This is a genomic window from Actinoallomurus bryophytorum (assembly GCF_006716425.1).
Classification (GTDB): domain Bacteria; phylum Actinomycetota; class Actinomycetes; order Streptosporangiales; family Streptosporangiaceae; genus Actinoallomurus; species Actinoallomurus bryophytorum.
In genome coordinates this window covers 473319-488094 of record NZ_VFOZ01000001.1, presented here as the reverse complement: position 1 = coordinate 488094, position 14776 = coordinate 473319, and the positions used below count along the sequence as shown (strand labels likewise).

Genomic DNA, 14776 nt, shown 5'->3' with positions numbered 1-14776 from the left:
CGACCTCCCGGACGCGTTGTAGATCTGCTTTGTCCGAGTGTGACGACAATCGGCGTATCAGCGTCACCGAAGACATCTTGCATTGCGAAAAGCCTGGAATGGCCGGTTCGCCGGCCGCAGGCTAGCAGCATCAGTAACAGGATCGACCGGGCATATCTCCCTACGCTTACGAGAGTGGCCATTCATTCGGAGGCTGATGTCGGGAGCGTCGTATGGCAGATCACCGGGAACCGGTACTGGTCATCGGCGCCACCGGTCAGCAGGGCGCGACCGCGAGGCACCCGTCGAAGGCGGCGGCCTGGTACGGAACGCCGGTTCGCCCGCCGCCAAGGCGCGACGCGGTGCGGGCTCAAAGGCGCTCCACGGTGCGGGCTCAATGGCGCGGGGGCGCGTTCGGGAATCCCGTACTACGAGAGCAAGCCGCGAATCGGAAACCGCATTCACGCGCTCGGACTTCCATCGACCATCCTTCGTCCGGTGCCCTTCACGGACATTTCGCCGCCGAGACCTGGTTGCGCACGACCGGCTGGAAACTCTGACCAAAGAAAGCGAGCAGGCATGACCGACGGACTACTGCTACCGCCCGGTGGCGGTCGCAGGATGCGGACGCAGACCATGACCCTGAAGGTAGGCGCCGAGCACTCGAAGATCTGGTCGACGTTCGAGGCCGAGGTCGCCCCAGGCTTCGATGTCGGGGCGCACCTGCACCAGCAGGCCGAAGAGATCTTCTACGTCCTCGAAGGCGAACTCGACCTGCTCGCCTTCCAGCCGGTCACGGCCGGCGACGACTGGCGCACCTGGGAGTCGGAGACCGGTGAGACGGTGTTCCGTGGCGGGCCGGGAAGCTTCATGTTCGTGCCCGCCGGATGCCCGCATGCCTTCTCCAACCCGGGGTCGGCACCGGCGCGAATGCTCTTCCTCGTGTCCCCGGCCGGCCACGAGATCTACCTCCAGGAGCTCGGCGAACTGCTCGCCGCCCCCGGACCACCGGACCAGGCCGAGATCGCGGCGCTGCGGGCCCGCCATGACATCCACCAGCTCACTTCGCTCACGAGACCTCCGTTCAGACCATGACGCCTCGTCGGCGGCCGCGTCGTGGTGGTCGGCGCGCCCGGCCGTACGAACCGGCCGGGATGTCGTGAGGGCGCTCTAGACTCCCGGCATGACAGCAGCGGTCGCGATCGTCACCGATTCCACCGCCTATCTGCCGGACGACGTCACCGGTGTCACGGTCGTCCCCCTCCAGATCGGGATCGGCGCCGAGGTCCACGAGGAGGCCCGGGGCCGTACGGCGTCGGAGACCGCCCGCGAGTGGCGGACCGTCACGACGTCACGGCCCTCACCGGAACGCTTCGAACGCGCGTACAAGGAGGCGGCCACGGCGGGGGCGACCGCCGTGGCGTCCGTCCACCTGTCCGGTGAGATGTCGGGCACCGTGGACAGCGCGCGCCTCGCCGCGGGCGAAGCGCACCTACCGGTCCGGGTGATCGACAGCCGTTCGATCGGCATGGGGCTCGGCTTCGGTGTCATGGCCGCCGCCGAGGCCGCCACGTCCGGGGCGAGCCTGGAGGAGGTCGCGGACGCCGCGCTGCGCCGCCTGCGCGCGACCCGGTCGCTGTTCTACGTCGACACTCTGGAGCATCTGCGCCGCGGCGGCCGCATCGGCGCTGCGGCGAGCCTGCTGGGTTCGGCTCTGATGATCAAGCCGCTGCTGCGCATCACGGGCGGCCGGATCGCGCCGCTGGAGAAGGTACGCACGGCGTCGCGTGCGCTCGCGCGGTTGGAGGAGCTGGCCGTCGAGCTGGCGGGGGAGCGCGAGGTCGACGTGGCGGTGCAGCACGTGGCGGCGGCGCCGCGGGCGGCCGCACTCGCCGCCCGGCTCCGCGAACGCGTGCCGCGCCTCTTCGAGCTGTACGTCGGAGAGGCCGGACCGGTCGTCGGGGCGCATGTCGGGCCGGGGATGCTGGGGGTAGTCGTCTCCCGGCGTGACTTCTGAAACGGCGGCCGGGGTGGCCCCGCCGCCGTTCTCCCGTCCTGTCAGAGGGACTGCCAGAAGCCGCAGCGGTGCTCACCGGCGAGGTCGGTCTGGCCGTTGCCGGCGGTCGTCAGCGACCGCGCGCGGTCTGCGCCGAACCGCGGCCACGGAGGGGTGCCACCGCCGTTCGGGTTCCCGGTACGGGCGAAGTTCGCCCAGTACTTGATCATCTGGTCGGACAGCCTCTGCTGTGCCGCCGAGAGCGGGCCGGTGAACTGCTCGTCGTCGAACAGGTACTGCAGCTCGGCGGCGTGGAACGCGCCGGTCGGGAAGCTCGGCGTCGTCCCGTCGCCGGCCCAGGGCGCGTTCTCGTCGGCGAACTCGTACGCGTACGTCGGAACCCGGGTGCTGAGCAGGTGGTCGGTGTCGAGTGCCGTGCACGTCCAGGAGGAGTCGGTCCAGATCGCCGACAGTGCCGTGCTGGGGGAGTCGTAGGCCCTGAGCAGGTACTCGGCGCGAACCTTGGCGGCCTTCTCCTTGCCGAAGAAGCCGTCCAGGTCATCGCGGTAGTCCTGTGCGGTGGCCGAGTGGCCGGTGAAGGACTCGATGGCGGCGGTGAACGTACGGTGCTCGTCGCGGGTGGTTCCGTTGATGACCGGAACCCGGTTGAACTCTCCGGTGGCCAGCGCCGTCGCCGGGATGACGGGAAGCACGCCGCCCTCTCCCGCGGCGGGCCCGAAGCCCTGCCCGCCGGCCGAGGCGTCCATCAGCTCCGCCACCGACTTGCCGCGCAGGCAGGAGACGTCGTTTCCTTCGTCTCCGCAGCCGAGTTTTGCGGCCAGCTCCGTGCCCTGCTTATCGGCCACCGCGCGGGGGCGTACGCCCCAGTTGCCGTCGGCGAAGGGCCAGGTCTTGGCGAGGTCTCCACAGGGACCGCTCTGGATGATCGCGCGGCTGAACAGCCCCTTGGCGGCGGGGGAGACCAGCTGGGAGCAGGTGCTGACGCCACCGGCCGACTCACCGAACAGGGTGACGTCGCCCGCGTCCCCGCCGAACGCCGCCGCGTTGTCACGCACCCAGCGCAGCGCGGTCTGCTGGTCCTGCAGGCCGTAGTCGCCGGACTTACCCGCTGAGCCGTCGAGGCTCGGGTGGGCGAGGAAGCCGAGCACGCCCAGGCGGTAGTTGAGCGTCACGACGATGACGTTGCCCTTCTCGGCGAGCCGCTGAGCGCCGTACAGGCTGCCGGAGCCGGAGTAGAAGCCGCCGCCGTGGATCCAGAACATGACCGGCAGCTTCTTGCCGCCGCCGTTCCGCGGGGTGGTGACGTTGAGGTATAGGCAGTCCTCGTTGTCGCTGGGCGGGTCGCCGAGGAACCCGGCGGTCTGGGGGCAGGCGCTTTTGGTCCTGGTCGCGTCGCGCGTGCCGGCCCAAGCCTGTTTCTGCTGTGGTGGGGCCCATCGCCGTTCACCGACGGGTGGTTCGGCGTACGGGATGCCCGCGAACTCCCGGTAGTCCGTGGTGACGATGCCGCGAACGGCCCCGTCGGTGGTCTTGACGACGGCTGCGTCCTCCCGGCCGTGGACGCGGCTCGCCGTGGCGGGGGCCGCCATCCCGGCCGCGACGGCGCCGGCGATCCCGGTGGCGATGACGATGCGCCTTGACGCCCTACCGCGGAACGCGCGTCGCGTCGCCGGCTGCTCGGGCGTGTCGTTCTGTGCGGACATGGGGGACGCCTCCGTTTTCGGAGCTGGATGAGATGTCTCCGACTCTCCGGTACGCGGTAGGGCGTGTCAGTGGGGATGAAGCATGGTGGGTGGTGGACCTGTCACCACCTTGCACGGGGTGTTCGATGCCACCGGGACCGGGGCCGGGACCGGGGCCGGGGCCGGGGTCGCTCGCTCTTCCATCAGCTGTTTTCTCGGCGGTGGGGTCCGGTGGCGGCGGGATCCGGGTTTCGCGGTGGTGGCGTTCGTGGTGCCTTTCAGCGCCGAGGTGTCGATGCCGGTCGGGGGGTTATCCACAGATCGGTCAGCCCATGTTGCTCTGTGTGATGGCTCGTTAACGTCATGCGCCATGAAGCGCCTACCGTCCCCCTCAGCCTTCGATCGGCTACGTGAGGCGTTCCGGCCGCCGCAGTCGTTCGGCGCCGTGGCCGGGAGCCCGTCCTCACCCCCGCCGTCGGCGTCCTTACGCGCCTCGCCGGACGATCCCGACCTCGGCCCTGCCGAGTCCGGTTGGAGCGAGGACGCCACATGGTCAGGTGGAGCGGGCCGTCGCCTCAGGATCGACCCAGGCCTACCGGGCGTACGCGTGCTGGCGCTGGCCGGGTTGCTCGCCGCGCTGCTGGCAGGTGTCTATCTCTGGCGGTCGAGACCGGCACCACGGCCCGCTCCTCAACCCATCGTTCGCCCTGCCGCCCAACCGGCCATCGCGCCCTCGATGGGCGGGAGTACGCCAAGCCCATCCCCGAACCCAGTAGTCGTGGACGTGGCCGGAAAGGTCCGCCATCCGGGCGTGGTGAGCCTGCCATCGGGCGCCAGGGTCATCGATGCGATCAAGGAGGCCGGCGGAGTCCGCCCAGGCGCAAAGACCGACACCCTGAACCTGGCCCGCCACGTGGTGGACGGCGAACAGATCCTCGTCGGCGTGAACGCCACCCCAGCCCCCACGGGCCCGCCGACGGACGCCTCGGGAGCGTCAGGTCCAGTCGCGCCGGGTTCTCCGATAGACCTCAACTCCGCCACCGCCACACAACTGGACCAGCTCCCCGGCGTCGGCCCGGTACTGGCCCAACGCATCGTCACCTACCGCACCGAACACGGCGGATTCCGCTCGGTGGACGAACTCCGGCAGGTCTCGGGCATCGGCGACGCCAAGTACGCCGACATCAAGTCCCTGGTCCGAATATGAACACCACCCCACCCGACACCCCCGACCCACCCCCACCCAAACCAACCCCCCACGCGCCCCCCTCCTCTGCCCGAGCCCCCACGCCTCGCTCCCACCTGAGTCGAGCCCCCATGCTCCGCTCCTACCTGAGTCGAGCCCCCATGCTCCGCTCCTACCTGAGTCGAGCCCCCATGCTCCGCTCCTACCTGAGTCGAGCCCCCATGCTCCGCTCCTACCTGAGTCGAGCCCCCATGCTCCGCTCCTACCTGAGTCGAGCCCCCATGCTCCGCTCCTACCTGAGTCGAGCCCCCATGCTCCGCTCCTACCTGAGTCGAGCCCCCATGCTCCGCTCCTACCTGAGTCGAGCCCCCATGCTCCGCTCCTACCTGAGTCGAGCCCCCATGCTCCGCTCCTACCTGAGTCGAGCCCCCATGCTCCGCTCCTACCTGAGTCGAGCCCCCATGCTCCGCTCCTACCTGAGTCGAGCCCCCATGCTCCGCTCCTACCTGAGTCGAGCCCCCATGCTCCGCTCCTACCTGAGTCGAGCCCCCATGCTCCGCTCCTACCTGAGTCGAGCCCCCATGCTCCGCTCCTACCTGAGTCGAGCCCCCATGCTCCGCTCCTACCTGAGTCGAGCCCCCATGCTCCGCTCCTACCTGAGTCGAGCCCCCATGCTCCGCTCCTACCTGAGTCGAGCCCCCATGCTCCGCTCCTACCTGAGTCGAGCCCCCATGCTCCGCTCCTACCTGAGTCGAGCCCCCATGCTCCGCTCCTACCTGAGTCGAGCCCCCACGCTTCGCCCCTACCTGAGTCGAGCCCCCACGCTTCGCCCCTACCTGAGTCGAGCCCCCACGCTTCGCCCCTACCTGAGTCGAGCCCCCACGCTCCGCCCCTACCTGAGTCGAACCCCCACACTCCGCTCTCACCCGAGTCGAGTCCGGCCCCGTCTCCGCGCGTATCAGGCTCCTACGCTCTGCCTCTGGCTAGGCGGAGTGTCGATCATCCGTCCGCAGTCGAAGAGGGAGAGCTTGTTTCCGCCTCGGGTGGTCCGAGCGCTGGTCATCAACCGCCTTCGCCCGAGCCAGGAGTCCCTGTTTCGCCTTCAACCGAGTCGAGCCTCCGCACTCCGGCCTCGGCCGTGTCGAGCGCCGACCGTCCATCACGCCCCGAGCCAGGAATGTCTGTTCGCGCCTCGACGGGGTCGAGTGCCGACCCCTCGCCCTCACCTGGGCCACCTGTCCCTGGCCCGGCCTCGGCGGTGCCAAGGGCGGACCGCCCATTCCCATCCGGGCCAAGAGCGCCTGGCTCTGTCCCGACCGGGTCGGGTGTCGACCACCCGCTCTCCGCCGACCCGGGTGCCGACCCGGGTCCGTCGTCTCTCAGGCTGACGGGCCGCGACTTGCGGCTCGTGGGTCCCGCCATCGCTGCCTGGCTGTCGGCACTGGTGCTACTCGGCACGCAGCCCACCGTCGCTTATGCCGTCTCCGCCGCAGCCCTGATCGCAACTGCGATCCTTCTGACCCGACGATCCCCACGTGCCGCCTCCACCCCCGCCCCCGCGTCTGCTCCTGCTCCCGCTCCCGCTCCCGCCTCCGCGTCCGCGTCCGCTCCCGCCTCCGCCTCCGCCTCCGCGTCCGCCTCCGCGTCCGCCTCCGCGTCCGCGTCCGCGTCCGCGTCCGCGTCCGCCTCCGCGTCCGCGTCCGCGTCCGCCTTTACCTCCACCAACGCCCGCAGAGGTGGTGCCGGAGACATCGGCACACAAGCTGGCGTCCCCGAGACGACGGCACAAGGAGCCGGGCCACCGACCTCGCAAGGAACGGGGTCACCACCCGGCGGTGGCGGACTCCGGCTCGGCGTCGCGGCCGCGTTGATCTGCGTGGCGGCCTCGGCGCTGGGCGTGGCCCTGCGGATGACCGCCGTGGGATCCGGACCGGTACGTGCCCTCGCCGTCCGAGACGCCACCGCGCGCCTTGACGGTGTGGTGACCGGCGACCCGAAACTGATCTTGCAGACCGGCGCGGTCCACCACCGCGAGACGGTTCTCGTCCCGGTACGGGTGGAGGAGGCCGACCAGAAGCGTGTACGCGTGCCCGTCCTCGTGCTCGCCGACGACCCGCTATGGAAACGCCTGTTTCCGAGCCAGCGGATCCGCTTCACGGCACATCTCACGACCCCGCGGCCCGGCGAACTGCTGGCCGCCGTCGCGCTCGTACGCGGGCCACCGGTAACCGTCGGCACACCATCGTTACCGCAGCGGGTGGCGGGCACGATCCGTGAACGCCTGCGGAGGGCGGCGAGCGGACTGCCGAGCGACCAGCGTGGCGTCCTGCCCGGGTTGGTGGACGGGGACACGTCCCTTCTCCAACCCGACCTGGCCGACGCGTTCGAGAAGGCCGGGCTCACCCACCTCATGGCCGTGAGCGGCGAGAACCTCTCACTGATCCTCGGCGCCGTACTCGGCCTCGGCAGGATCGCGGGCCTCGGACGGCGCGCTGGACCGCTGCTCGCCGGGGCGGCGATCATCGCCTTCGTCATCGTGGCGCGCCCCTCGCCGAGCGTGCTGCGGCGACGGTCATGGGGGCGGTCGCTCTCGTGGCGGTCGTCAGTGGGCGGGAGCGTCAGGGCATCCCGGCGCTCTGTGGCGCCGTGCTCGTTCTCGTGCTGATCGATCCCGAGCTGGCACGCTCGTACGGCTTCGCACTGTCGGCGCTGGCGACGGCCGGAATTCTCATCCTGGCGCCGCGCTGGCGCGACCGGCTGAGCAGGCGGATGCCCCGAGGGCTCGCCGAGCCTCTCGCGGTATCCGCCGCCGCCCATGTCGCGTGCGCTCCGGTGCTCGCCATGCTCGGGGCCGGAGTGAGCCTGGTCGCGATACCTGCGAACCTGCTCGCCGCGCCGGCGGTCGGACCGGCGACGTTGATCGGCGTGTCCGCGGCCGTGGTCGCGCCGATGTCTTTACCCGTCGCCCGCCTGATCGTCATACCGGCCGGTGTCGCGGTGGGGTGGATCACGGGCGTCGCGAGGTTCTGCGCCCAGGTGCCGTACGCGGTGATCGGCTGGCCGAACGGTCTCGCGGGTGTCGCGTTACTGTTCGCCGCCGTCATCGCGGGCGTGATCGTGCTGCGCCGGCCACTGCCACGCAGGATCGCGGCGGCCGCGCTGGCCGGGATCGCGCTCACCGTGATCGGCATGCGAATCTTCGCGCCGAGCTGGCCGCCACGCGGATGGCTGTTCGTCACCTGCGACGTGGGCCAGGGAGACGGCCTGGCACTGTTCGCAGGCCGGGGACAGGCCGTCGTCGTGGACACCGGACCCGACCCACGGCTCATGGACGGCTGCCTGCGCGATCTCGGCATCGACACCGTCCCGCTGCTCTTCCTCACCCACCCGCATGCCGACCACATCGACGGCTTACCGGGCGTCCTGCGCGGACGGGCGGTGGGCACGATCGTCATCAGCCCGGACAGCGACGGAGAAGAACGGCGCCTGCTACCCGGCCGCACGCCCCGTACGGCCGGAGTCGGCGACGTCTGGAGCATCGGCCCCCTCACCCTCGCCGTCCTCGGCCCACTGAGCACCGTCCGCGTGACCGCCCGGGACAGCGGCACGACCGTCAACAACGCCAGCATCGTGATGCTCGCCCGCTGGCCGGATTTGAGCGTCCTGCTCTGCGGTGACGTCGAGATCGAGGCACAACACGAACTCGTGGCGGCGGGTGTACCGCAGGCCCAGGTGCTCAAGATCCCTCATCATGGCTCTGCTCATCAGGATCCGGCCTTCCTCGCCGCCGTACACGCACGAATCGCCATCGCATCCGTAGGCGCGGACAACGACTATGGCCACCCGGCCCCGTCGACGATCGCCGAACTCGCCCACCTCGGCGAACGCGTCTACCGCACCGACCGCGACGGCGACGTCGCGGTCATCCATTCGAGAGGAGGCCTCGCCGTCGTGACCCACCGCCCTTGAGCCATACCGATACGAACCGGCGGAACGGATTGCAGGAATGCCGTCCCCGCGACCAGGGGCCATGGCCGTACGAGCCGGCCGGGGCGCGACAGTACCGGTGCCTGAATGGAGTGCTCAGACGAATGCCTAAATAGAGGGCTCAGACGAACTGGCGCGCTGCGACTCTCTGGTTGCCGTGGTTGCCGTGGTTGCCGTGGTTGCCGTGGTTGCCGTGGTTGCCGTGGTTGCCGTGGTTGCCGTGGTTGCCGTGGTTGCCGTGGTTGCCGGACTGCCTGTGCCCAGCCCCTAGCGACGAGACCGAGGTGATCGTCGCAGCACTACGGAGCCCCTTCACTGCCCATGATCTTGGTGCTCGGCCGTCTCGATGCCCGGTATTCGTCGATAATGCCCTCACGCGTTGCCTGAGGAGGTCTGGATGGCGTTGGAGGCCGCGGCCGTCGCCGTCGGTAAGGCTCTGGGGAAGCAGCTGGCGCAGGTATGGCTGGCAGGCCGTTCCGCCGAGCAGGAACGCGGTAAGGATCTCGTCGAGCTGATCCAGACGAGGTTCCCCGACCGGATCGCGCGCCGGCGGTTCGAGCGGCAGGTCGCTGATGTCGCGGACCAGGTCGCCGAGCGGTTACTCGCCATGTGCGGGCACGAGTACGGCGGGCTGGGCGAGAACGACAAGGCGGCCGCGCTCGCCGAGGTCGTGCAGACGCTCGCCGAGGCCGACCTGTCCGACCAGGCCCTGTTCGCGGCGGACCTGGACCCGGTACGCGTCGCCGCGCAGATCCGCGCCGGAATCCGCCGCTGGGGCGAGGAGACAAATGCGGCCCGGGCGATCGAGATGCAGCTCGGGGAGGCCGGCGCGCGGCTGTACGAGGTCGTTCTCGACGAGTGTTGTGACTGTTTCGTGCGCATCGTCCGGCAACTGCCGCAGTTCGGGCCGAGAGCGTCCACCGAGACCCTCGCCCGGCTCTCCGGGGTTTCGGAGCAGGTCGAGCTCCTGCTCGCCCGGCTACCCGTCCGTACGCTGGACGCGCCCGAAGGTACGGCGACCGACGAGGCGTTCCGACGGCGCTATCTCGAGCACATCAGCGTCACCCTCGACGTCCTCGAACTCTTCGGTGTCCGCGTCGAGCGCTACCGGCCCCGTACGACCCTGAGCGTCGCCTACATCAGCCTTAGCGTGTCCACCGACGAGGTTTCCGCCGGCCGGGGCGACCGACGAAGCGCGAACAAAGGCACCCACCTCGACGAATGGCGCAAGGGCGAGCACGAGCCGGAGGAGTCCACGCTTCGGGTCGAGACGGCGCTCGGCCGGGCACCGCTGACCCTGATCCGAGGTGAGGCCGGTTCGGGCAAGAGCACGCTGCTTCGCTGGCTGGCGATCTCGGCCGCGCGCGGCACCTTCAGCGGGGACCTCGCGGACTGGAACGGCCGCGTGCCGTTCCTGGTCAAGCTGCGCAGCCACGCGGGCCATACGCTGCCGCCCCCCGAGCGGTTCCTGGACGGGGTGGCGGACTCCATCGCCGGGTTGATGCCCGCCGGGTGGGTGCACCGGCGCCTGCAGGACGGCCGGGTTCTGCTGATGGTCGACGGTGTCGACGAACTGCCGAGCGCGCAGCGGCGAGGCGTGCGCCCTTGGCTCGCCGGACTCATCGCCGAGTACCCGGACCTGCGCGTCGTCGTCACCTCCAGGCCCGCAGCGGCCGGGGCCGACTGGCTGACGGCCGAGGGTTTCGCGACCGCACTGCTCGAACGCATGACACCGGCCGACATCAAGGAGCTGATCCGGCACTGGCACGACGCGGTACGTGACGCCGGAGACCTCCCGTGCGCCCCCGAACAACTCCCCGCCTTCGAAAGCGCCCTGCTGGCGCGCATGGAGTCGGCCCCCCACCTGCGAGCACTCGCCGGCAGCCCGCTCCTCGCCGCGATGCTGTGCGCGCTCAACCTCGACCGCGAGAAACAACTGCCCCGCGACCGGATGGGCCTGTACGCGGCGGCACTAGAGCTCCTGCTCGAACGCCGCGACGTCGAGCGCCAGATCCAGGCCGACAGCGAACTCACCCTGGAGCGCGCCCAGAAGCTGAGGATCCTCCAGGACTTCGCCTGGCGATTGTCGATCACCGGCCGCACGGAACTGCCGAAGGACGCGGTGGTCCGCCGTACGGCCGAGAGGCTCGCCGCGACGCTGGGCGCCCCCGCCGACGCCGAGGCCGTGCTCGAACACCTGCTCCAGCGCAGCGGCGTCCTTCGCGAGCCCGTACCCGGCCGTATCGACTTCGTGCACCGGACCGTACAGGAGTACCTCACCGCCAAGCAGTTCGCCGACGACGGCGACCTCGAGCCCTTGATCGCCCAGGCCCACAAGGACCAGTGGCGCGAGACCATCATCATGGCCGCCGGCCACGCCAACGCCCCCCAGCGCGAGGACCTCCTGAACGGCCTGCTCGCCAGGATCAGCGCCGAGCCGCGCAACGCACGCCGCCTCAAGCTGCTCGTCGCCGGATGTCTGGAGACCCTCCCGGCCATCCCCGCCGGACTCCGCGCCGACGTGGAGGGATGCCTGGACGACCTCGTCCCGCCCCGCGACCTCGCGTCGGCTCGCTCTCTGTCGAATGTGGGAGAGCCGATCCTGGACCGGCTTCCCCGTACGCCGGACGGCCTCACCGCGGCCACCGCCCGCGCCGTTGTGCGGACCGCGTGGCTGGTGAACGGGCCCGGTGCCCTCGAACTGCTGACCGGTTACGGCGCGGATCCCCGAGACGAGGTACAAGAGGAACTCATCAGGGGCTGGGAGTACTTCGACCCGGATCTCTACGCGCGAAAGGTCCTGGCCCGCAGGCCGCCCAGCGTCAGTCACGTCACCTTGCCGGTGCCTCGTCTGCTGTCCGCCATACGGCACATCAAAGGGCTCAGCTCGCTTCACGTCGCCGACCATCCCGTGAGTGATCTGTCGTTCTTGTACGACCTCGAGAGCCCTCTCGAGTCTTTGAGAATCAGCGGTTACCTGCAGTCCAGTGATCTGACTCCTTTGGAGTCGTGTGCTGAGAGCCTTGAGTACCTGACCATCTGGACGGACTCCGCTGTTCTCGACCTTGCGCCGATCAAGAGGCTGCGCAGGTTGAAGAGGCTGATCCTCGTGACCGTCGGAATCGATGACATTGAATTCGTTCGAGACCTTCCTGAACTGGAGATTTTGCAGCTCGGGACACTGACAGATGTCACCGATTTCTCTCCGCTGCGAACGCGGACCTCGATCAGAACCCTCGGATTGAACAGCTGCCCGGCCCTGACGGGAATCGGCGACCTTCCTCCCCTGGACGGTCTCGACCGTTTGACGCTCACCGGTTCGACGCTGACATCTGGACTTCGGGAGCTGGTGGAACGCGCACCGAACCTGAGCGGACTCCACCTAACCGGCTCCTCATGGGTCGATGACCTACGGCCTCTCGCCACGCTGCGGCTAGACGGCCTGGGTCTGTGGGGATGCCGTGGAATCCGCGACTTCTCGCCGCTGGCGCGGTTGCCCGAACTCAGGTTTCTCGATCTGGAGGACACGAACATCGGTGATCTGTCGCCGATCGCCGAAATGGCGAACCTCGAGACACTCTGGCTTCGCGGCTGCGAGAACGTCACCGACCTGGCTCCGCTCGGCGGGCTTCGCGCTCTGAAAAGGCTCTTCATCGCCGACCTCCCGCCGGGGATCGACCTGGCTCCGCTCGAGGACAACCGCAGGATCACCGTCTACATCCGCGGGGGCCAAGACGTACGCAACCGTGACAAGCTCGGCCGTCGCGTCCACGTGGACTGACGACGGCACTCGACGGGCGCCCGTGACCTCGGCGATGATCGGTGATCGTGACGATCCTGAATGACGCGGTACGGAAGCTTCTCGACGACCCGAACCTCGCGGTGCTCGCGACCATCAATTCCGACGGAAGCCCGCAGACCTCCGTCGTCTGGGTCGGCCGCGACGGAGACGACGTGCTCATCTCCAGCGCCGCCGGCCGGCGCAAGGACAAGAACCTCCGCCGGGATCCGCGCGTCAGCCTGAGCGTGATCGACAAGGACGACCCGCTCCAGTACGCCGAGATCCGCGGCACGGCCACCGTGACCGAGGACGTCGGCCGGCGGCTCGCCGTCGCGCTGGCGGAGAACTACGAGGGTCCGGGCGCCGGTCAGGAATACCTCGACCTGCCGCCCGAGATCGTCCGCGTCGTCGTGCGGATCACTCCTCAGCACGTCGCCGGCTACGCCGCCGACTGAAGGCATCGCCGGCTACGCCGCCGGCTGAGGACGGCGCCGGTCACAGCTCCTTGGCGATCTCGGCGACGATCTCGTACGAGCGGCGGCGTGCGGCCGGGTCGCCGATGTTCGTGGAGACCATCAGCTCCTGCGGCCGGGTGCGTTCGAGGAGCGACAGCAGCCCCTTGCGTACGGTGTCCGGGCCGCCCACCACGTGCGACTCGGTGTACGTCGCGATGGCCTCGCGCTCCTGCGGGGAGAAGTCGTGCGCGAGCGCCTCCTCCGGCGTCGGCAGCAGCCCGGGGTTGCCCGAACGCAGCCGCAGGATCGACAGGCCCTGCGGTGCGGCGAGCCGGCGCGCCTCCTCGTCCGTGTCGGCGGCGAACACGGCCGCGGTCACCATCGCGTACGGGCGGTCGAGCGTGCCGGACGGCTGGAAGCTGGAGCGGTACAGCTCCAGGGCCGGGTCGGTGAACCGCGCGCTGAAGTGGTGCGCGAACGCGAACGGCAGGCCGAGGATGCCCGCGAGCTGGGCGCTGTACCCACTGGAGCCGAGCAGCCAGACGGCCGGCGGGCTGTCCGGGACCGGCACGGCGCGGATCCGCGGATAGGTCCCGTCGAGGAACGCGCGAAGCTGGGAGAGGTCCTCGGGGAAGGCGTCGGCGCTGAGGTCCGGCGTACGGCGCAGCGCGTACGCCGTGGCCTGGTCCGTGCCCGGTGCGCGGCCGATGCCGAGGTCGATGCGGCCCGGGTGCAGGGCCTCCAGCGTCCCGAACTGTTCCGCCACGACCAGCGGCGCGTGGTTGGGCAGCATCACGCCGCCCGAACCGACCCGCAGTGTCGTCGTCGCCTCGGCGAGGTGCGCGATGAGTACGGCGGGGGAGGAGCTGGCGATGCCGGGCATGCCGTGGTGTTCGGCGACCCACAGACGGTGGTATCCGAGCCGTTCGACCTCCGGCGCCAGGTCGACGGACGCCCGCAGGGCCTCCGCCGGGGTCGTCGCCGTGGTCACCGGCACCAGGTCCAACACTGACCAGCGCACATCACTGAATTCGGGCATGTATCTGGTAACCGGCCGCGCCGAACCGCGATTCCCCGCCGGACGGCACCGCTCGTACGGGACGCACACCCCGGCCCGGTCACGAAGGTGTTCCGAACCCGCCTCGGCACCCTGTTTCCGTTCTCCAGACCCCCTCGATCCGGGCATTATTGGACGATGAGCCGAGAAGGGTCCGGCGCTCGCAGGCCCACGGGGCTGTTGCTCCGCGTCATGCGAGCACCGTCGTGGGTGTACCGCCGTGACCTCGGTCACCTTCTCGGCAGGCGATTTCTCTATCTGGCCCATCAGGGACGCTTCAGCGGGCTCCGGCACGAGACCGTGCTGGAGGTCGCACGCCTCGACCATGGGACGGGGGAGGTCGTCGCCATCGCGGCCTGGGGAAACCGGGCCGACTGGGTACGGAACATCCGGGCCGGCCGTGCCCTCGAACTCCGGATCGGTCATCTCCGGTTCCCCGAGCCCGAGCACCGCTTCCTGACCGCCGAGGAGTGCCGGTCGCTGCTCGTCTCCCTCCGCGAGGAGCACGCGGTCGGCCGGCGGTTGCTCACGATGGTGTTCCCGCTGCCGCTGGATCCCAAGAACGACGACCTCGGCGACGTACGCGCCGTCGCCTTCCGCCCGCACGTACCGCCAGGCGCGGGCTCCTAAGA

The 14776-nt window shown here is 69.8% G+C and carries 10 protein-coding genes and 1 pseudogene; 8 read left to right on the top strand and 3 right to left on the bottom strand.

Annotated features, from left to right (window positions below; all coding sequences use genetic code 11):
* Window positions 1-615: 615 nt before the first annotated feature.
* Window positions 616-1074: a cupin domain-containing protein gene (locus tag FB559_RS02355; protein ID WP_221639864.1), complete on the top strand. Its 459-nt coding sequence runs from the start codon at window positions 616-618 to the stop codon at window positions 1072-1074.
* A gap of 88 nt (window positions 1075-1162) precedes the next feature.
* Window positions 1163-1996: a DegV family protein gene (locus FB559_RS02350; RefSeq protein ID WP_141952755.1), complete on the top strand. Its 834-nt coding sequence runs from the start codon at window positions 1163-1165 to the stop codon at window positions 1994-1996.
* A gap of 41 nt (window positions 1997-2037) precedes the next feature.
* On the opposite strand, the gene FB559_RS02345 is transcribed toward FB559_RS02350, so the two are convergent.
* A complete protein-coding gene (locus FB559_RS02345) occupies window positions 2038-3699 on the bottom strand; it encodes a carboxylesterase/lipase family protein (protein ID WP_221639863.1) in 1662 nt (553 codons plus the stop codon).
* Window positions 3700-4456: 757 nt separating this feature from the next.
* On the opposite strand from FB559_RS02345, the gene FB559_RS45215 reads away from it, so the two are divergent.
* The 3 genes and pseudogenes from FB559_RS45215 to FB559_RS45210 all read left to right on the top strand — a co-directional run bounded on the left by FB559_RS45215 (window position 4457) and on the right by FB559_RS45210 (window position 8833).
* Window positions 4457-4885 (top strand): ComEA family DNA-binding protein, encoded by a 429-nt coding sequence (locus tag FB559_RS45215; protein WP_246121310.1) that lies wholly within the window; start codon window positions 4457-4459, stop codon window positions 4883-4885.
* A gap of 1156 nt (window positions 4886-6041) precedes the next feature.
* Window positions 6042-7927: pseudogene (locus FB559_RS46410) on the top strand (ComEC/Rec2 family competence protein); the annotation flags it as partial.
* A gap of 126 nt (window positions 7928-8053) precedes the next feature.
* Window positions 8054-8833 carry a ComEC/Rec2 family competence protein gene (locus tag FB559_RS45210; RefSeq protein ID WP_281286321.1) on the top strand — a complete coding sequence of 260 codons (780 nt, stop codon included), beginning with the start codon at window positions 8054-8056 and terminating at the stop codon, window positions 8831-8833.
* Between the two features lie 139 nt (window positions 8834-8972).
* Here the strand turns inward: FB559_RS45210 and FB559_RS43585 are convergent, their stop codons facing one another.
* Entirely contained in the window at window positions 8973-9167 is a 195-nt protein-coding gene (locus tag FB559_RS43585) for a hypothetical protein (protein WP_185792010.1), read from the bottom strand.
* A gap of 81 nt (window positions 9168-9248) precedes the next feature.
* Here FB559_RS43585 and FB559_RS02325 point away from each other — a divergent pair, with 81 nt between their 5' ends.
* The gene (locus FB559_RS02325) at window positions 9249-12632 is read left to right on the top strand and encodes an NACHT N-terminal Helical domain 1-containing protein (protein WP_141952749.1); all 3384 of its coding nucleotides are present in this window, start codon (window positions 9249-9251) and stop codon (window positions 12630-12632) included.
* Between the two features lie 47 nt (window positions 12633-12679).
* Window positions 12680-13087, top strand: a complete 408-nt coding sequence (locus FB559_RS02320) for a PPOX class F420-dependent oxidoreductase (protein WP_246121309.1) — start codon at window positions 12680-12682, stop codon at window positions 13085-13087.
* 40 nt (window positions 13088-13127) lie between these two features.
* On the opposite strand, the gene FB559_RS02315 is transcribed toward FB559_RS02320, so the two are convergent.
* On the bottom strand, window positions 13128-14096 hold the full coding sequence (locus FB559_RS02315) for an LLM class flavin-dependent oxidoreductase (RefSeq protein ID WP_246121308.1): 969 nt from the start codon (window positions 14094-14096) through the stop codon (window positions 13128-13130).
* 186 nt (window positions 14097-14282) lie between these two features.
* Here FB559_RS02315 and FB559_RS02310 point away from each other — a divergent pair, with 186 nt between their 5' ends.
* Window positions 14283-14774 carry a nitroreductase family deazaflavin-dependent oxidoreductase gene (locus FB559_RS02310; RefSeq protein WP_141952745.1) on the top strand — a complete coding sequence of 164 codons (492 nt, stop codon included), beginning with the start codon at window positions 14283-14285 and terminating at the stop codon, window positions 14772-14774.
* Window positions 14775-14776: the final 2 nt, after the last annotated feature.